The sequence below is a fragment of the Escherichia sp. Lx600-2 genome, from assembly GCF_036662595.1.
Classification (GTDB): Bacteria; Pseudomonadota; Gammaproteobacteria; order Enterobacterales; family Enterobacteriaceae; genus Escherichia; species Escherichia coli.
This window is the reverse complement of sequence record NZ_JAYQWM010000008.1, coordinates 93,528-111,738: the sequence shown is the minus strand read 5'-3', so window position 1 is coordinate 111,738 and position 18,211 is coordinate 93,528. Positions and strand designations below refer to the sequence as shown.

The window sequence follows — 18,211 nt, the reverse complement described above, 5'->3', positions numbered from 1 at the left end:
AATCGGTGGAGCTGCATGACAAAGTCATCGGGCATTATCTGAACATAAAACACTATCAATAAGTTGGAGTCATTACCGAAGATGTGCACAATTTGCGCGAAGGTGCGCGTTATCTGACATCGAAGGACGTGATTAGTTATCTATTGACTCAGCATGATGTTCCCACCGTCTGGGATGAGCTGGCACGCGATAAATTATTGCCGCTGGAATATAAGAAACAGTTATGGCAACGCACATTAAATTTAATGATGAGCAAACGGCAAGAAGATCAAGAGCAAGCCTACGAAGTACAGCTGGCGCTGATTGATAATGGTGTTGTTGACGAAGAGATGTTAAATAATGCCATTGATTTACTGGTTGATTTACCCGCTGAATACCGCTATCGAATGCGTAACCAATTATTTGATAATAAAGATTTATCTTCCGGAATTATCAACAAACTCGATCAACAGTATCGCTTCAACTCTGACTGGGCGCTGTCTGTTGTCAGTATGAAAAATAGCACCCGTAGGCAAAGTGAAAGAGGATTACACCGCTGGAACCGTGAGGATAGCGATATTTTTGCAGAACTGGCGACGATAAAAGATAAATCAGATGATGAATGGTGGCGTGCATTGCTGCAAAGTCGCAATGATCATTTGCGCCAAACGGCATTACGCAACGCACATACCCCGGCGTCGTTGTTAACGACATTGACTGAGCCTCAGGATCGGTCGCTGGCTATTAATAATCCACAGCTGGCTGCCGATGTGAAAACGGCGTGGTTAAAAGAGGATCCATCATTACTCTTATTTGTCGAACAACCCGATCTTTCGCTGTTACGTGATTTAGTGAAAACCGGGGCAACGCGGAAAATTCGCAGTGAAGCGCGTCACCGGCTTGAGGAAAAACAATGACACAACGTCCATGGAGCAAGTTACAGCGGGAGATCTATGACTTACTGACGCCAACGATCAACCTGCAAATTCACTGTACCCGTTATCCCATGCGCAGCCAAAATGGTGGAAGCACCGATTTACCGCGTTATTGGATCACGTTGGATAAAAACGTGATCTGGGATTACCCGAAAGACTTTATTGCAGGTAACGGTGGAGTGCGTAATTTTCACGGTGAAACTTGCTGGTATCCTTACCTGACGGATATTTGTTCAATTTCTGATTTATTGCGTGAATATATTGACACCCCAAAAGCGGAGTTGTTAACAAAACAATTTACCAGCGATAAATGGGGGTTAGTGAATATTCTGCGTGCTGCTGACAGGCGAATAGGGATGAGGCGATTAGATCAGTTACGGCGTAAAACGCATAATATTGCTGCGCTAAAAATTATTGCCCGCCGTAGCGAATAATTATATGCCTGGTGTGGCTTCGTACGCCGGATAAGACGCGGCAGGCGTCGCATCCGGCATTAAAGGAAAATCAGCAATTAACGTTGTGCTTCGCCACCTAATCCTTCAATCAGGTTTTGAATTAACGCTGCCAGTTCACCAGTCATCAGGATGAAATCGGCATCAAAACGCTGGGCGAAATCTTCACGGTCGATATCTTCGTTTTGATCGCGCAGCTCGTCGCAGAACTTCAGACGCTTGAGCGAACCATCGTCGCACATCACAAACTGAATGCGCTGCTGCCAGTCGAGCGCCAGTTTAGTCACCACTTTTCCGGCTTCAATGTGATTGGTGATCTCTTCGCTGGTCAGATCTTGTTTCTTCGCGCGGATCACGCCGCCATCTTCCAGCAACGATTTCAGCTCGGCTTCATCAAGCAGCTGGAAGCCCTGTGCCGCACTACCGGAGCGAACCCATTCGGTCAACGTCAGTTCAATCGGGTTTTCCATGCTCAATGGTACAACCGGTAACGACCCCAGGCTTTTACGCAGCAGTGCCAGCGTATCTTCCGCTTTTTTGGCACTGGCGCAGTCCACCATAATCAAACCGTTAACCGTGTCGATCCACATCATTGTCTGGCTAAAACGGCTGAAAGCACGCGGCAACAGAGAGTGCAGCACTTCGTCTTTCAGCGAATCTTTTTCGGTTTTCTTCAGCTTACGCGCCTGTTCCGCTTCCAGTTTGGCGATTTTCGCTTCCAGCGCCTGCTTAATCACCGGAGACGGGAGGATTTTTTCTTCTTTGCGCGCGCAGATAACAATTTGACCATTGGCAACGTGCGTTAACGCATCGCTGTGCGATCCCATCGGAGGAACCCAGCCCATCTTCGCCATGTCCTGGCTGCCGCATGGGGTAAATGCCATCGAGGCTAGCTGTTTTTCCATCTCTTCTGCACGCAGCGAAATCTCGCGGCTAAGACGGTAAACCATTAAATTTTTGAACCACAGCATGATAATTTCCACGGCCTTGTCGTTAAATTTAGCGGGCATGATAACGAATTGTCGGCGGCCTTGCATTGCCAATCCGGTTGTCCGTCTCTACGCTATTGATATTGAAAAAAATAAGGAGAGTACCGTGCGTATAGGTATCGATTTAGGCGGCACCAAAACTGAAGTGATTGCACTGGGCGATGCAGGGGAGCAGTTGTACCGCCATCGTCTGCCCACGCCGCGTGATGATTACCGGCAGACTATTGAAACGATCGCCACGTTGGTTGATATGGCGGAGCAGGCGACGGGGCAGCGCGGAACGGTAGGTATGGGCATTCCTGGCTCAATTTCGCCTTACACCGGTGTGGTGAAGAATGCCAATTCAACCTGGCTCAACGGTCAGCCATTCGATAAAGACTTAAGCGCGAGGTTGCAGCGGGAAGTGCGGCTGGCAAATGACGCCAACTGTCTGGCGGTTTCAGAAGCAGTAGATGGCGCGGCAGCGGGAGCGCAAACGGTATTTGCCGTGATTATCGGCACGGGATGCGGCGCGGGCGTGGCATTCAATGGGCGGGCGCATATCGGCGGCAATGGCACGGCAGGTGAGTGGGGACACAATCCGCTACCGTGGATGGACGAAGACGAACTGCGTTATCGCGAGGAAGTCCCTTGTTATTGCGGTAAACAAGGTTGTATTGAAACCTTTATTTCGGGCACGGGATTCGCGACGGATTATCGTCGTTTGAGCGGACATGCGCTGAAAGGCAGTGAAATTATCCGCCTGGTTGAAGAAAACGATCCGGTAGCGGAACTGGCATTGCGTCGCTACGAGCTGCGGCTGGCAAAATCGCTGGCACATGTCGTGAATATTCTCGATCCGGATGTGATTGTCCTGGGGGGCGGGATGAGCAATGTAGACCGTTTATATCAAACGGTTCCGCAGTTGATTAAACAATTTGTCTTCGGCGGCGAATGTGAAACGCCGGTGCGTAAGGCGAAGCATGGTGATTCCAGCGGCGTACGCGGCGCTGCGTGGTTATGGCCACAAGAGTAAAAAACGTAGGCAATTGGCGCATCATGCCTGATGCGACGCTTGCCGCGTCTTATCAGGCCTACAAAATGTGCCAGAACCGCGTAGGGCGGATAAGGCGTTCACGCCGCATCCGGCAATAAGCAACGCGCACCGTGACAGTAATCTACCCCAGTGGTTTCGCCAGCACCGGACTATCCGCCGCTTGCTGGCGCTTATAGCGACCATACAGCAGCAACGATGACATCGCAGCAAACGAAAGCAGGGCGGCAGGCAGCGCCACGTAATTATATGCCAGCCCCAGCGTCAGCATCATACCTCCGCAATATGCGCCGACGGCGCTACCGAGGTTAAACGCTATTTGCCCACCTGCGGCACCTAATAACTCTCCGCCTTTGGCATTTTGCAGTAACAATATTTGCAGAGGTGCTGAAAGGGCAAATAATCCCGCGCAACAAATAAAAGCAAAAATAAGCGACGTTGTTTTCATGCCGCCGCAGAAAAAGAGCATCAGCAGTGCCAGTACAATGATAAAGTCAGTCACTGCTGCAATGCGCAGTGGTGAATAACGTCCTGAAATCCTGCCACTTAGCATATTTCCCAGCACCATCCCTAGCCCAACTAACATCATAATAAAGGTCATCGCCGTTTCCGAAAAACCGGAAATAAACATCATGTATGGCTTTACGTAGCTGAACCAGGCAAATACACCTGCGTTGCCAAACATGGTGGCGGCGAAAATTAACCACGGGGCCGGGCTGCGCAAAAAGTGAAATTGTTCGCGCAGCTTTCCTTTCGCCTCGTCGCGAATATCCGGCACCCAAAAATAGACCGATGCCATCACCGCAATATTAAAAACAGCGATCAATAAAAAGGTGTAACGCCAGCTAAATTCCTGACTTAAATACGTTCCCAGCGGAATGCCCAGCAAATTGGCGACTGTCATCCCGGAAACCATCCCCGCCACGGCGGCGGTGACTTTTCCGGGTTTGATAATTTTTGATAACACGATCGCTCCGACGCCAAAAAATGCGCCATGCGGAAAGCCGGAAACCAGGCGACCAATAGCAAGCATCAGGTAAGACGAAGAGAGCGTGAACATGGCGTTGCCAATGACGCACAACGCCACCAGAAACAACAAGATATGTTTGAGTGAGTAGCGGCTAGAAAAGAGTGCGATGATTGGCGCACCGACCACCACCCCCAGCGCATAATACGAGATCATATGCCCGGCGGCAGGAATCGAAATTCCTACGTTATGCGCCAGCTCCGTGAGCACGCCCATAATGCCAAATTCGGCCATCCCCAAACCAAACGTGCCCAGAGCCAAAGATAAAATGACTTTTTTCATACCACCATCACAACCACCAGAACGGCTACCAATCACCGTAGCCAATAAAGTGATAGCTTGCAGGATAACGACCAGCAAGGCCAAGAGATAATTCGCCCCTCTGTATTCATTATCCTGCTGAATAGTTATTTCACTGCAAACGTACTTTCCAGTTTGCTGTAGCCCAGTCCATTGATCTTTTTCACTTTGATCTGCACCGGAATACGCTCTTTCATCGCTTCTACGTGGCTAATCACACCGATGGTTTTGCCACTGGCGTTCAGGGCATCCAGCGCATCAAGGGCGGTATCCAGCGTTTCGCTATCCAGCGTGCCAAAACCTTCATCAAGGAACAGCGAGTCAATACGCGTTTTATGGCTGACCAGATCTGAAAGCGCCAGCGCCAGCGCCAGACTGACGAGGAAACTTTCGCCGCCAGAAAGGGTACGGGTGTCGCGTACCGCATCTGCCTGCCAGGTATCAACAACCTCGACTTCCAGCGCCTCGCTGGCTTTGCGCTGTAACAGATAGCGCCCGTGCAGCCGGGTAAGTTGCTGATTAGCGAGATGGACTAAATTATCCAGCGTCAGCCCCTGGGCAAACTTGCGGAATTTATCGCCCTCTTTGGAACCTATTAGCGAATTCAGATATCCCCAGTCCTCAACCTGCTGCGTCATTTGAGCAATTTGCTGCAGTAAGGTTTGTTGTTGCTGACGGTTATCTGCATCCTGCTTCAGCTGCTGGCGAATCTCGCCTTGACTCGTGGTGTTCTCACGCAATTTTTGGTGAGTTTGCGCTAACTCTTGCTGAATCTGCTCCACCGTCACAGTGAGAGCCAACCCGTCAGGTCGGTGTTGCTGATGCTGTGCCAGCGTTTCTGCTGTCTGAGTGACCAGCGTTTGCGCCTGACGGCGCTGGTTTTCCAGATTCTGCTTGAGCTGTTCCAGTTGCGTTAGTGTTTGTTCATCCATTAGCGCCGCAAGGAACGCCTGCTGATCGTCAAAGACGCTGGCCTGTAGCGCGGTGTCAAACTGCGCCTGGGCTTTTTGCAGACTTTGCGCCGCCAGAACGTCCTGTTGCTGTAACGTCTGCTGCTGGCTGTGTAATGCGAGACATTGTTCATGTACCTGCCGCCAGTTTTCCAATACCACAGTTTCTTCGCAGTGCGGGAGTTCATCACTTTGCGGCAACGTTTCCAGAATCGGCGTCAGCTGCTGAATACGGTTTTGCAGCGCGGTTAATTCGTTCTGGCGTTGCTGCCAGCTCTGCGCTTCTTGCTGACGTGTCGCCAACCAGCTCTCTTCTTCATCTTCCTGTGGCACTGTCAGTGCATAACCCGCCAATGCCGTTAAGAGTTGCTGCTGGCGTTGTTCAATTTGCTGTTGATACTGGATAATTTGCTGATTATGCGCGGCAATCTGCCCTTGTAATTCATGCCGTTGGCTGAGTAACCGCAGCTGGCGTTCGTGCTCATCTTGTGCATCCAGCCACGGTTGAATATCGTCCTGTGGCTGCAACGTGATATTGAGGCTGGCCGTGACGGCTTGCCATTGTTGAGTAAGTGCTTGCTCATCTTGTCGGAGGCTTTGCGCTTCGTTTTCATCACGCTGAAGCTGCTTTGTTAAGGCGTCCAGTTGCCCACGTAGCGTCGCACCTTCTTCACCGAGCTTTTTAACTTCGTTTTCCAGCGCCAGTAATCGAGACTGATTAACACCAGGCTCCAGCGCCTGATACGCCTCGACCGCCGGGTGGCTGGTGGAACCACAAAGTGGGCAAGGCTGACCCGCCTGTAACTGTGCACGTTGAGCTTCCAGCGTTTTGATGCGCGCTTCCTGCTCGCAAATGGTTTTGACATCGGCAAGTTGCTGCGTCTTTTCTTTATAACGCTGGCGCATTTCGTTAAGTGCGGCATTACGTTGCGTCTGTTCCAGAGTGACATTCTGGATAGTGACCATTAACTGCGCCAGACGTTTTTGTTGGGGAACAATCTGCCCATGCAGCGCGACCAGGCGCTGACGCAGTGGGCGTTGCTCGGCATGTTGCGCCAGGGCGCTAGCAACTTCATCGGCGGTTAACGTCAACGTGATCGCCGCAAGCGTATTAAGTTTTTGCTCAGCATGGGTTAACTGTTGCTGCCATTGCCGCAGATGCTCGCGATCGCTGGTTTGTTGGGAGAACTGCGCACGCCAACCCGCCAGTTCGTTGTTCCACTGACGGAAGCGGTCGTGTTCCTGTAACCAGGTATTCAGGCTTTGTTGCTGCTGCTGTAATTCTGCTGACTGCTTCGCCGCGTGGTGGCGAATGCTCGCGCGAAGCGCCATTGTGCTCTGTAAGCGAGTATTTACTTCTTCAATCTGCTGGCGAGTATGCGCCAGCGCCGCGCTGTGTTCTGCGATGCGTTCCCAGTGCGGACGAAGATTTCGTGCCGGTTGTGCCAGACTGAGCGCCGCCAGTTGAGGTTGCGCTTTTTCTTCTTCGGCTAACGCCTGTTGCAAGGCCTGCTGACGGCGGCTGGCTTCTTGCTGCAATTCGTCCAGACGCGTTAACCAGTTTAGTGATTGTTGTTCTTGCTGCTGCGCGGTAAGTAACTGTTTTTCTTCGTCAGTAAGTACCTGCAAACTCGCTGTCAGCGATTGCACTTGTTCCGGCGTGAGCAACGCGACGCCGCTGGCCTGCGCTTGCAGCTTCTCCAGCTCAGTGCGGGCCGATTTGTGCTGCTCAAAAACCATCGCCGAGATTTGCCCGTAGATTTCAGTGCCGGTTAACTCCTCGAGCAATTCCGCGCGTTCTTTTGGTTTGGCATTCAGGAAGGCAGCAAATTGCCCCTGCGAAAGCAGCATCGAACGGGTGAAGCGCCCGTAATCCAGTCCGGTTAACGTCGCCGTCAGTTCCAGCTTATCTTTCACTTTGTCGGCGAGAATTTTGCCATCGGCGCAGCGCGCCAGCTCTACGCGTGGCACCTGCAAATTACCGTCGGGTTGGTTACGCGCCCGATTCTGGCTCCAGAACGCGCGATACGCTTCACCTTTCACTTCAAACTCCACCTCCGCCAGACATTCGGCGGTATCGCGGGTCATGAGATCATTTTGCGATTGTGAAACGTTAGAGAGACGCGGAGTTTCGTGATACAGCGCCAAACAAATGGCGTCCAGCAGGGTGGTTTTCCCCGCACCGGTTGGGCCGGTAATGGCAAACAGCCCGTTGCTGGCGAACGGCTCGCGGGTGAAATCAATCTTCCATTCGCCTTTTAATGAGTTCAGGTTTTTCAGGCGCAGGCTGAGAATTTTCATGCTTCGTGTTCTCCGGCGAGGGTATGCAACGTCGTGGTGAAAAGATGCTGCAGACGTTGCTGCTGCGATTCATCCAGTTCTTCCAGTGCCAGACGGCGATTGAACACCTCTTCGACGCTGAGTTCGCTGAGGGTTTCACGCTGTTGGCTGGCTAACACACGCTCGCGCTGTTCACGACTCCGGCGTACCAGTAATACTTCAACAGGCAATGATTCGGTTAATGTCTGGATTTTGCGCTGAATATCATGCAGATACTCATCAGTAGTGATTTCGATATCCAGCCAGACAGGTGGCTCCTGTGATACATCGCGCCACTGTTCCAGCTGTTCGGTAATCGACGCCAGATCGCCTTTCAGCACCGCCATAGGTTGCGTTACCGGTACGTTCAGGTTTTCCACGCTCTCTAATTTGCCGTTTGAAAATGTCACCAGATGGACATATTTACTCTTACCGCATTCATCAAAACTCAGTGGAATGGGGGAACCGCAATAGCGAACATGTTCCATGCCGCCAATAATCTGTGCGCGGTGAATATGCCCGAGCGCGATGTAGTCGGCTGGTGGAAAGTTTTGTGCCGGAAACGCGTCCAGCGTGCCAATATAAATGTCACGCACGGCGTCACTTTTACTGGCCCCCACGGTCGTTAAATGTCCCGTGGCGATGATGGGCAGAGGCTGATCGCCGCGCAGTTTGCAGGCATCGGCATAGTGTTGTTGGTAATAATCGGTAATCGCTGCCAGTAAATGCTGCTGTTTTTCAATACCATTAAGCCCCGCCTGGCTGGTAATAATGTCACGCGGACGTAAAAACGGAATGGGGCACAGCACTGCGCCTGGCGTCCCGTCGCGACGAGGCAAGATTTGCGGCGCATGTCCGGCGCTGGCGACCACGGTAGTATTGAGGAACGCCATGATATCGCGCGATTCATTCAGCGTGGCGACCGAGTCATGGTTTCCTGCCAGTACCACCAGATGACAGCCAGTTTGCTGTAAATTGACAACAAAACGGTTGTATAACGTGCGGGCGTAACTGGGCGGCGAGCCGGTATCGAAAACATCACCAGCAACAATAATCGCATCCACCTGATGGGTTTGTGCTGTTTCCAGCAGCCAGTCAAGAAAAGCCTGATGTTCAGCTTCGCGGCTTTTACTGTAGAAGTTCTGGCCGAGATGCCAGTCTGAGGTGTGAAGGATGCGCATAACGGTTCCCTGGCGAAAAAGCATGGGCGCGATTATACCCAAACAGATGTGCCATTTGCTTTTTTCTGCGCCACGGAAATCAATAACCTGAAGATATGTGCGACGAGCTTTTCATAAATCTGTCATAAATCTGACGCATAATGACGTCGCATTAATGATCGCAACCTATTTATTACAACAGGGCAAATCATGGCGAGACGTATTCTGGTCGTAGAAGATGAAGCTCCAATTCGCGAAATGGTCTGCTTCGTGCTCGAACAAAATGGCTTTCAGCCGGTCGAAGCGGAAGATTATGACAGTGCTGTGAATCAACTGAATGAACCCTGGCCGGATTTAATTCTTCTTGACTGGATGTTACCTGGCGGCTCCGGTATCCAGTTCATCAAACACCTCAAGCGCGAGTCGATGACCCGGGATATTCCAGTGGTGATGTTGACCGCCAGAGGGGAAGAAGAAGATCGCGTGCGCGGCCTTGAAACCGGCGCGGATGACTATATCACCAAGCCGTTTTCGCCGAAGGAGCTGGTGGCGCGAATCAAAGCGGTAATGCGCCGTATTTCGCCAATGGCGGTGGAAGAGGTGATTGAGATGCAGGGATTAAGTCTCGACCCGACATCTCACCGGGTGATGGCGGGCGAAGAGCCGCTGGAGATGGGGCCGACAGAATTTAAACTGCTGCACTTTTTTATGACGCATCCTGAACGCGTGTACAGCCGCGAGCAGCTGTTAAACCACGTCTGGGGAACTAACGTGTATGTGGAAGACCGCACGGTCGATGTCCACATTCGTCGCCTGCGTAAAGCACTGGAGCCCGGCGGGCATGACCGCATGGTGCAGACCGTGCGTGGTACAGGATATCGTTTTTCAACCCGCTTTTAACGCCTTGCTCATCGGACGCAGAGCAGGGCTTATGATTTCTTAACTGGAGTATCTTACGTGCTGGAACGGCTGTCGTGGAAAAGGCTGGTGCTGGAGCTGCTACTTTGCTGCCTCCCGGCTTTCATCCTGGGTGCATTTTTTGGTTACCTGCCCTGGTTTTTGCTGGCATCGGTAACGGGACTGCTTATCTGGCATTTCTGGAATTTATTGCGCCTTTCATGGTGGCTGTGGGTTGATCGTAGTATGACCCCGCCACCGGGGCGTGGTAGCTGGGAACCGCTACTATACGGCTTACACCAGATGCAGCTGCGAAATAAAAAACGCCGCCGTGAACTGGGCAATCTGATTAAACGCTTTCGTAGCGGCGCGGAGTCGCTGCCCGACGCAGTGGTGCTGACCACGGAAGAGGGCGGTATTTTCTGGTGTAACGGTCTGGCGCAACAGATTCTTGGTTTGCGCTGGCCGGAAGATAACGGGCAGAACATCCTTAACCTGCTGCGTTACCCGGAGTTTACGCAATATCTGAAAACGCGTGATTTTTCTCGCCCGCTCAATCTGGTGCTCAACACCGGGCGGCATCTGGAAATTCGCGTCATGCCTTATACCCACAAACAGTTGCTGATGGTGGCGCGTGATGTCACGCAAATGCATCAACTGGAAGGGGCGCGGCGTAACTTTTTTGCCAACGTGAGCCATGAGTTACGTACGCCATTGACCGTGTTACAGGGTTACCTGGAGATGATGGATGAGCAACCGCTGGAAGGCGCGGTACGTGAAAAAGCGTTGCACACCATGCGCGAGCAGACCCAGCGGATGGAAGGGCTGGTGAAGCAGTTGCTGACGCTGTCGAAAATTGAAGCCGCGCCGACGCAATTGCTCAATGAAAAGGTTGATGTGCCGATGATGCTGCGCGTTGTTGAGCGCGAGGCTCAGACTCTGAGTCAGAAAAAACAGACATTTACCTTTGAGATAGATAACGGCCTCAAGGTGTCTGGCAACGAAGATCAGCTACGCAGTGCGATTTCGAACCTGGTCTATAACGCCGTGAATCATACTCCAGAAGGCACGCATATCACCGTACGCTGGCAGCGAGTGCCGCACGGTGCCGAATTTAGCGTTGAAGATAACGGACCGGGCATTGCACCGGAGCATATTCCGCGCCTGACCGAGCGTTTTTATCGCGTTGATAAAGCGCGTTCCCGGCAAACCGGCGGTAGCGGATTAGGGTTAGCGATCGTGAAACATGCGGTGAATCATCACGAAAGTCGCCTGAATATTGAGAGTACAGTAGGAAAAGGAACACGTTTCAGTTTTGTTATCCCGGAACGTTTAATTGCCAAAAACAGCGATTAATCCGCCTTTGTCATCTTTTATTGCCATAAGCCAGCCGATGCTGGCTTATTTTCTTTGCAGTCAAAATACGGGCGCTAGATTTTACAACGGTTGGTGATTTTTTGTTCGCATGATTAGCCATGTCTTTTTCACGGAAATAGTGTTTTATACTGGTTGGTGATTTCTTATCGCTATATACCTCTGGTTTTTAGATCCCTCCTTGCTTTAAAACGTTATAAGCGTTTAAATTGCGCTTCAGGTGCTGTCATACTGACTGCATTAACGCGGTAAATCGAAAAACTATTCTTCGCCGCGCCTGGTTGGGAGTATTTCCCGCTAAAATTGTTTAAATATACCGCTGTATCATCCCCAGGGATTGGCACAAAAATTTAACGTTACAACACCACATCCACAGGCAGTATGATTTATGACCCATCAATTAAGATCGCGCGATATCATCGCTCTGGGCTTTATGACATTTGCGTTGTTCGTCGGCGCAGGTAACATTATTTTCCCTCCAATGGTCGGCTTGCAGGCAGGCGAACACGTCTGGACTGCGGCATTCGGCTTCCTCATTACTGCCGTTGGCCTGCCGGTATTAACGGTAGTGGCGCTGGCAAAAGTTGGCGGCGGTGTTGACAGCCTCAGCACGCCAATCGGTAAAGTCGCTGGCGTACTGCTGGCAACGGTTTGTTACCTGGCGGTGGGGCCGCTTTTCGCTACGCCGCGTACAGCTACCGTTTCTTTTGAAGTGGGGATTGCGCCGCTGACGGGTGATTCCGCGCTGCCGCTGTTTATCTACAGCCTGGTCTATTTCGCTATCGTTATTCTGGTTTCGCTCTATCCGGGCAAGCTGCTGGATACCGTGGGCAACTTCCTTGCGCCGCTGAAAATTATCGCGCTGGTCATCCTGTCTGTTGCCGCGATTGTCTGGCCGGCGGGTTCTATCAGCACGGCGACTGAGGCTTATCAAAACGCTGCGTTTTCTAACGGCTTCGTTAACGGCTATCTGACCATGGATACGCTGGGCGCAATGGTGTTTGGTATCGTTATTGTTAACGCGGCGCGTTCTCGTGGCGTTACCGAAGCGCGTCTGCTGACCCGTTATACCGTCTGGGCTGGCCTGATGGCGGGTGTTGGTCTGACTCTGCTGTACCTGGCGCTGTTCCGTCTGGGTTCAGACAGCGCGTCGCTGGTCGATCAGTCTGCAAACGGCGCGGCTATTCTGCATGCTTACGTTCAGCACACCTTTGGCGGCGGCGGTAGCTTCCTGCTGGCGGCGTTAATCTTCATCGCCTGCCTGGTAACGGCAGTTGGCCTGACCTGTGCTTGTGCAGAATTCTTTGCCCAGTACGTACCGCTCTCTTATCGTACGCTGGTGTTTATCCTCGGCGGCTTCTCGATGGTGGTTTCTAACCTCGGCTTGAGCCAACTGATTCAGATCTCCGTACCGGTGCTGACCGCCATTTATCCGCCGTGTATCGCACTGGTTGTATTAAGTTTTACACGCTCATGGTGGCATAATTCGTCCCGCGTGATTGCTCCGCCGATGTTTATCAGCCTGCTTTTTGGTATTCTCGACGGGATCAAAGCATCTGCATTCAGCGATATCTTACCGTCCTGGGCGCAGCGTTTACCGCTGGCCGAACAAGGTCTGGCGTGGTTAATGCCAACAGTGGTGATGGTGGTTCTGGCCATTATCTGGGATCGCGCGGCAGGTCGTCAGGTGACCTCCAGCGCTCACTAAATCACTGAACATTTGTTTTAACCACGGGGCTGCGATGCCCCGTGGTTTTTTATTGTGTTGATGGGTTAGGAATTGATGGAAAGTAAGAACAAGCTAAAGCGTGGGCTAAGTACCCGCCACATACGCTTTATGGCACTGGGTTCAGCAATTGGCACCGGGCTGTTTTACGGTTCGGCAGACGCCATCAAAATGGCCGGTCCGAGCGTGTTGTTGGCCTATATTATCGGTGGTATCGCGGCGTATATCATTATGCGTGCGCTGGGGGAAATGTCGGTACATAACCCGGCCGCCAGCTCTTTCTCGCGTTATGCGCAGGAAAACCTCGGCCCGCTGGCAGGTTACATTACCGGCTGGACCTACTGCTTTGAAATCCTAATTGTCGCCATCGCCGATGTGACCGCTTTTGGTATCTATATGGGTGTCTGGTTCCCGACGGTGCCGCACTGGATTTGGGTACTGAGCGTGGTGCTGATCATTTGCGCCGTAAACCTGATGAGCGTGAAGGTCTTCGGGGAGCTGGAATTCTGGTTCTCGTTCTTTAAAGTCGCCACTATCATCATCATGATTGTCGCTGGTTTCGGCATCATCATCTGGGGGATTGGCAACGGCGGGCAACCGACCGGTATTCATAATCTGTGGAGCAACGGCGGCTTCTTCAGTAACGGCTGGCTTGGGATGGTGATGTCGTTGCAAATGGTGATGTTTGCTTACGGTGGGATCGAAATTATCGGGATTACCGCCGGTGAAGCGAAAGATCCTGAGAAATCGATACCGCGTGCGATTAACTCCGTGCCGATGCGTATTCTGGTGTTCTACGTCGGTACGCTGTTCGTCATTATGTCTATCTACCCGTGGAATCAGGTTGGCACTGCCGGTAGCCCGTTCGTGCTGACGTTCCAGCATATGGGCATTACCTTTGCCGCCAGCATTCTTAACTTTGTTGTGCTGACTGCTTCGCTGTCGGCAATTAACAGTGACGTATTTGGCGTAGGCCGTATGCTCCACGGTATGGCAGAGCAGGGCAGCGCACCGAAAATTTTCAGCAAAACGTCGCGTCGCGGTATTCCGTGGGTTACGGTGCTGGTGATGACTACCGCGCTGCTGTTTGCGGTGTATCTGAACTACATCATGCCGGAAAACGTCTTCCTGGTGATCGCTTCGCTGGCAACCTTCGCCACGGTGTGGGTGTGGATTATGATCCTGCTGTCGCAAATTGCCTTCCGTCGCCGTTTGCCGCCAGAAGAAGTTAACGCGCTGAAATTTAAAGTGCCGGGTGGGGTAGCAACGACCATCGGCGGGCTGATTTTCCTGCTCTTTATTATCGGGTTGATTGGTTATCACCCGGATACGCGTATCTCGCTGTATGTCGGTTTCGCGTGGATTGTTGTGCTGTTGATTGGCTGGATGTTTAAACGCCGCCACGATCGTCAGCTGGCTGAAAACCAGTAATACTTGCGTTCTGTAAGCCGGTTCAGGAGGAAATCCTGATCCGGCTATTCCGAAAGTTATCCGCCCCCGTCCTCCTCCCCCAAATATCCTTCAGATGATGAGTGATCCTGCATTAGGCTATGGCAAGGTGATCAGATTTTCATCACAGGGGAATTATGATGTTAAATGCATGGCACCTGCCGGTGCCCCCATTTGTTAAACAAAGCAAAGATCAACTGCTCATTACACTGTGGCTGACGGGCGAAGACCCACCGCAGCGCATTATGCTGCGTACAGAACACGATAACGAAGAAATGCCAGTACCGATGCATAAGCAGCGCAGTCAGCCGCAGCCAGGCGTCACCGCATGGCGGGCGGCGATCGATCTCTCCAGCGGACAACCCCGGCGGCGTTATAGTTTCAAATTGCTTTGGCACGATCGCCAGCGTTGGTTTACACCGCAGGGCTTCAGCCGAATGCCGCCGACACGACTGGAGCAGTTTGCCGTTGATGTACCGGATATCGGCCCACAATGGGCTGCGGATCAGATTTTTTATCAGATCTTCCCTGATCGTTTCGCCCGTAGTCTTCCTCGTGAAGCTGAACAGGATCATGTCTATTACCATCACGCAGCCGGACAAGAGATCATATTGCGTGACTGGGATGAACCGGTCACGGCACAGGCGGGCGGATCAACGTTCTATGGCGGCGATCTGGACGGGATAAGCGAAAAACTGCCGTATCTGAAAAAACTTGGCGTGACGGCGCTGTATCTCAATCCGGTGTTTAAAGCTCCCAGCGTACATAAATACGATACCGAGGATTATCGCCATGTCGATCCGCAGTTTGGCGGTGATGGGGCGTTGCTGCGTTTGCGACACAATACGCAGCAGCTGGGAATGCGGCTGGTGCTGGACGGCGTGTTTAACCACAGTGGCGATTCCCATGCCTGGTTTGACAGGCACAATCGTGGCACGGGGGGAGCTTGTCACAACCCCGAATCGCCCTGGCGCGACTGGTACTCGTTTAGTGATGATGGCACGGCGCTCGACTGGCTTGGCTATGCCAGCTTGCCGAAGCTGGATTATCAGTCGGAAAGTCTGGTGAATGAAATTTATCGCGGGGAAGACAGTATTGTCCGCCACTGGCTGAAAGCGCCGTGGAATATGGACGGCTGGCGGCTGGATGTGGTGCATATGCTGGGGGAGGCGGGTGGGGCGCGCAATAATTTGCAGCACGTTGCCGGGATCACCGAAGCGGCGAAAGAAACCCAGCCAGAAGCGTATATAGTTGGAGAGCATTTTGGCGATGCACGGCAATGGTTACAGGCCGATGTGGAAGATGCCGCCATGAACTATCGCGGCTTCACATTCCCGTTGTGGGGATTTCTTGCCAATACCGACATCTCTTACGATCCGCAGCAAATTGACGCTCAAACCTGTATGGCCTGGATGGATAATTACCGCGCAGGGCTTTCTCATCAACAGCAATTACGTATGTTTAATCAGCTCGACAGCCACGATACTGCGCGATTTAAAACGCTGCTCGGTCGGGATGTTGCGCGCCTGCCCCTGGCGGTGGTCTGGCTGTTCACCTGGCCTGGTGTACCGTGCATTTATTACGGTGATGAAGTGGGACTGGATGGTAAAAACGATCCGTTTTGCCGTAAACCGTTTCCCTGGCAGGTGGAAAAGCAGGATACGGCGTTATTCGCGCTGTACCAGCGAATGATTGTGCTGCGTAAGAAAAGTCAGGCGCTGCGTCGTGGCGGCTGTCAGGTGCTGTATGCGGAAGATAACGTGGTGGTATTTGTCCGCGTGCTGAATCAGCAGCGTGTACTGGTGGCAATTAACCGTGGCGAAGCCTGTGAAGTGGTGCTACCCGTGTCACCGTTTCTTAATGTCGTGCAATGGCAACGCAAAGAAGGCCATGGGCAACTGACAGACGGGATTCTGGCTTTGCCTGCCATTTCGGCTACGGTGTGGATGAACTAAAGCATCTGTTTTATTTGTTACGTCGTTAGTCACCAGCCCTGACACTACGCAGCGCAAAAAAGCTGCTCAATGTCAGGGCTGAATTTGTTAAATATTTGTCCCGATCGATATGAGCGATTTTTGGTATTCTTTGCCCATGATGTTATGTACAACATGCTCCAGGATAACCCTGTAGTGGAGCAAAGATATGACAATTTCAAATTCGAATTTATTAAAACCGTTTATTACTGGTTCTAAGTTGCTACCTTTTAAGGATGATGTCTTTTCTAAAACAGAAGAACAATTTAAAAAAAGCCCCCATGGCAAATCGCTTTTCATTTCCGGAAATGAAAACTTAGTAAACATTTCAGCGGAAAAAATCGATGAAATAAAAAATAGCAAAAATTTCTTTTCAAACATTGTAAATATAATAATTTTACTCATTAAGCATCCTGATAAAATTCTGCCTATTCTTCATGGTTGTCCTGCAGAGTCCATCGAATTCATTAAGAATGCGAAACGAACGGGGCAATGGTCATATGAGATGACTGATAAGTACGGGCAGAGTATTGAAGTGTCCTATATTTTCACTGATACCATAGATAATAAATCTGATGGAAAATTATGCTTAAAAATCTGTAACTCCTGCAACCAAAATGATTCTAGTACACATGAATATAAAATAGAACATCAACAGTTGAAAAATCACATAAAGCAACTTGAGGAGTGGGCTCTTCTTGAAAAGTTTTATGATAACAACGCTTATTATTCTAAACGTACAAAACAATTAGAGAAGAAAATTACCGATGCGGGGTTTATAACAGGGAAGGTTAATGCCGAGAAGTTTAATGTAAAAGAGTTTAAAGACGATATAACCTCGATGCTTTGTGAACAGCCGCCCCTGCGTACACACCAGATTTCTTCATCCGGATACGTATCTGCAGATAAACTGCCCAAACTCTATGAGTTAAATTTGAAAGACGCGCAGAGAGATCTTAAAACAACACCGGTTGACATCGATGGTGTCAGTTTAAAATTTAAAACTCGGGAAAGAATTGCAGAAGAAATTGCGAAAAAAACTGCGGAAAAAACTGCGAAAAAAAATTCGGAAATAATTGCGAAACAAAATGCGAATAGCATTGAGGAGAAGAATATTGAAAAAAACAACAAAGAAACAAATCCTGAAGATAATTTTGTCTTAAAATTCTCACAGGAAGAAATCAATGAGATGCTCCTGGATTACAGCGACGAAGAACAAAAAAAATTAAGACCTTTTTTCACTAGTGATCACATCTATTGTTTGTTCGATGCTTTTAGTCAGTGTTTGTATAATGTTGCTCGTGATGGCAGTCCACGGTATGCAGGTTTACTACAACAAATAGCATCCAAGTGTGCGATATTACAAGATTTTGATCAACAATTGTTCTGGCGCACGTTTTCAGGAGGAGTCTTCCATCGACGTATCTCTGTGAACAGCGAGCCAGAAAAGACAGATGTATGGCGATTCAGTACACAATTTGATTTTCCACATATAAATGACAACGGAGAGTTGTCCAGAACGGTACTCATGTTCGAGGGGGTTGCTGAAAGCAACTTTAAAGATATCGCCAATCATTCCAGCGAATGTTTTTCTTACAGTTGTTATGCCGCTCCGCTGGATGTGAATGCTAAAAAATAGTGACGCCGG

13 protein-coding genes and 1 pseudogene are annotated in these 18,211 nt (G+C 50.8%); 10 read left to right on the top strand and 4 right to left on the bottom strand.

The window, feature by feature from the left end:
- The 3 genes and pseudogenes from OQV04_RS25005 to OQV04_RS05100 all read left to right on the top strand — a co-directional run.
- Positions 1-62: IS1 family transposase (locus OQV04_RS25005; protein ID WP_071528444.1), on the top strand; the 62-nt coding region annotated here is incomplete at its 5' end.
- A gap of 15 nt (positions 63-77) precedes the next feature.
- A pseudogene (locus OQV04_RS05105) lies at positions 78-896 on the top strand (DUF2773 domain-containing protein); the annotation flags it as partial.
- Entirely contained in the window at positions 893-1,348 is a 456-nt protein-coding gene (locus OQV04_RS05100; RefSeq protein ID WP_000194199.1) for an SF0329 family protein, read from the top strand. The pseudogene OQV04_RS05105 and the gene OQV04_RS05100, both read left to right, overlap by 4 nt.
- A gap of 77 nt (positions 1,349-1,425) precedes the next feature.
- Here the strand turns inward: OQV04_RS05100 and rdgC are convergent, their stop codons facing one another.
- On the bottom strand, positions 1,426-2,337 hold the full coding sequence (gene rdgC, locus OQV04_RS05095) for a recombination-associated protein RdgC (protein WP_001298537.1): 912 nt from the start codon (positions 2,335-2,337) through the stop codon (positions 1,426-1,428).
- 124 nt (positions 2,338-2,461) lie between these two features.
- Here rdgC and mak point away from each other — a divergent pair, with 124 nt between their 5' ends.
- Positions 2,462-3,370, top strand: a complete 909-nt coding sequence (mak, locus tag OQV04_RS05090) for a fructokinase (RefSeq protein ID WP_001612495.1) — start codon at positions 2,462-2,464, stop codon at positions 3,368-3,370.
- Positions 3,371-3,512: 142 nt separating this feature from the next.
- Here the strand turns inward: mak and araJ are convergent, their stop codons facing one another.
- From araJ to sbcD, 3 genes are all read right to left on the bottom strand, one after another.
- Positions 3,513-4,697 carry an MFS transporter AraJ gene (gene araJ / locus OQV04_RS05085; RefSeq protein ID WP_001306939.1) on the bottom strand — a complete coding sequence of 395 codons (1,185 nt, stop codon included), beginning with the start codon at positions 4,695-4,697 and terminating at the stop codon, positions 3,513-3,515.
- Between the two features lie 125 nt (positions 4,698-4,822).
- Positions 4,823-7,966: an exonuclease subunit SbcC gene (gene sbcC, locus OQV04_RS05080; RefSeq protein ID WP_032288156.1), complete on the bottom strand. Its 3,144-nt coding sequence runs from the start codon at positions 7,964-7,966 to the stop codon at positions 4,823-4,825.
- Positions 7,963-9,165, bottom strand: a complete 1,203-nt coding sequence (sbcD, locus tag OQV04_RS05075) for an exonuclease subunit SbcD (protein ID WP_032288157.1) — start codon at positions 9,163-9,165, stop codon at positions 7,963-7,965. The genes sbcC and sbcD overlap by 4 nt, the downstream gene beginning before the upstream one ends.
- A gap of 189 nt (positions 9,166-9,354) precedes the next feature.
- On the opposite strand from sbcD, the gene phoB reads away from it, so the two are divergent.
- From phoB to OQV04_RS05045, 6 genes are all read left to right on the top strand, one after another.
- Entirely contained in the window at positions 9,355-10,044 is a 690-nt protein-coding gene (gene phoB / locus OQV04_RS05070) for a phosphate response regulator transcription factor PhoB (RefSeq protein WP_000113933.1), read from the top strand.
- A 57-nt stretch (positions 10,045-10,101) separates the two neighbouring features.
- Positions 10,102-11,397: a phosphate regulon sensor histidine kinase PhoR gene (phoR, locus tag OQV04_RS05065; protein WP_000893611.1), complete on the top strand. Its 1,296-nt coding sequence runs from the start codon at positions 10,102-10,104 to the stop codon at positions 11,395-11,397.
- A gap of 406 nt (positions 11,398-11,803) precedes the next feature.
- Positions 11,804-13,123, top strand: a complete 1,320-nt coding sequence (gene brnQ, locus OQV04_RS05060) for a branched-chain amino acid transporter carrier protein BrnQ (protein WP_000149639.1) — start codon at positions 11,804-11,806, stop codon at positions 13,121-13,123.
- Positions 13,124-13,198: 75 nt separating this feature from the next.
- Positions 13,199-14,572 carry a proline-specific permease ProY gene (gene proY, locus OQV04_RS05055; RefSeq protein ID WP_001591613.1) on the top strand — a complete coding sequence of 458 codons (1,374 nt, stop codon included), beginning with the start codon at positions 13,199-13,201 and terminating at the stop codon, positions 14,570-14,572.
- Between the two features lie 155 nt (positions 14,573-14,727).
- Positions 14,728-16,545, top strand: a complete 1,818-nt coding sequence (malZ, locus tag OQV04_RS05050; RefSeq protein ID WP_032280386.1) for a maltodextrin glucosidase — start codon at positions 14,728-14,730, stop codon at positions 16,543-16,545.
- Positions 16,546-16,732: 187 nt separating this feature from the next.
- Positions 16,733-18,202 (top strand): hypothetical protein, encoded by a 1,470-nt coding sequence (locus tag OQV04_RS05045; RefSeq protein ID WP_032280387.1) that lies wholly within the window; start codon positions 16,733-16,735, stop codon positions 18,200-18,202.
- The last annotated feature ends 9 nt before the right edge of the window (positions 18,203-18,211 follow it).

What these genes read in the sequence shown, in the direction of transcription:
- proY (WP_001591613.1), top strand. Translation starts at nt 13,199, where the DNA reads ATGGAAAGTAAGAACAAGCTAAAGCGTGGGCTAAGTACCCGCCACATA.
- rdgC (WP_001298537.1), bottom strand. Translation starts at nt 2,337, where the DNA reads ATGCTGTGGTTCAAAAATTTAATGGTTTACCGTCTTAGCCGCGAGATT.
- araJ (WP_001306939.1), bottom strand. Translation starts at nt 4,697, where the DNA reads ATGAAAAAAGTCATTTTATCTTTGGCTCTGGGCACGTTTGGTTTGGGG.
- sbcD (WP_032288157.1), bottom strand. Translation starts at nt 9,165, where the DNA reads ATGCGCATCCTTCACACCTCAGACTGGCATCTCGGCCAGAACTTCTAC.
- OQV04_RS05045 (WP_032280387.1), top strand. Translation starts at nt 16,733, where the DNA reads ATGACAATTTCAAATTCGAATTTATTAAAACCGTTTATTACTGGTTCT.
- phoB (WP_000113933.1), top strand. Translation starts at nt 9,355, where the DNA reads ATGGCGAGACGTATTCTGGTCGTAGAAGATGAAGCTCCAATTCGCGAA.
- OQV04_RS05100 (WP_000194199.1), top strand. Translation starts at nt 893, where the DNA reads ATGACACAACGTCCATGGAGCAAGTTACAGCGGGAGATCTATGACTTA.
- malZ (WP_032280386.1), top strand. Translation starts at nt 14,728, where the DNA reads ATGATGTTAAATGCATGGCACCTGCCGGTGCCCCCATTTGTTAAACAA.
- sbcC (WP_032288156.1), bottom strand. Translation starts at nt 7,966, where the DNA reads ATGAAAATTCTCAGCCTGCGCCTGAAAAACCTGAACTCATTAAAAGGC.
- brnQ (WP_000149639.1), top strand. Translation starts at nt 11,804, where the DNA reads ATGACCCATCAATTAAGATCGCGCGATATCATCGCTCTGGGCTTTATG.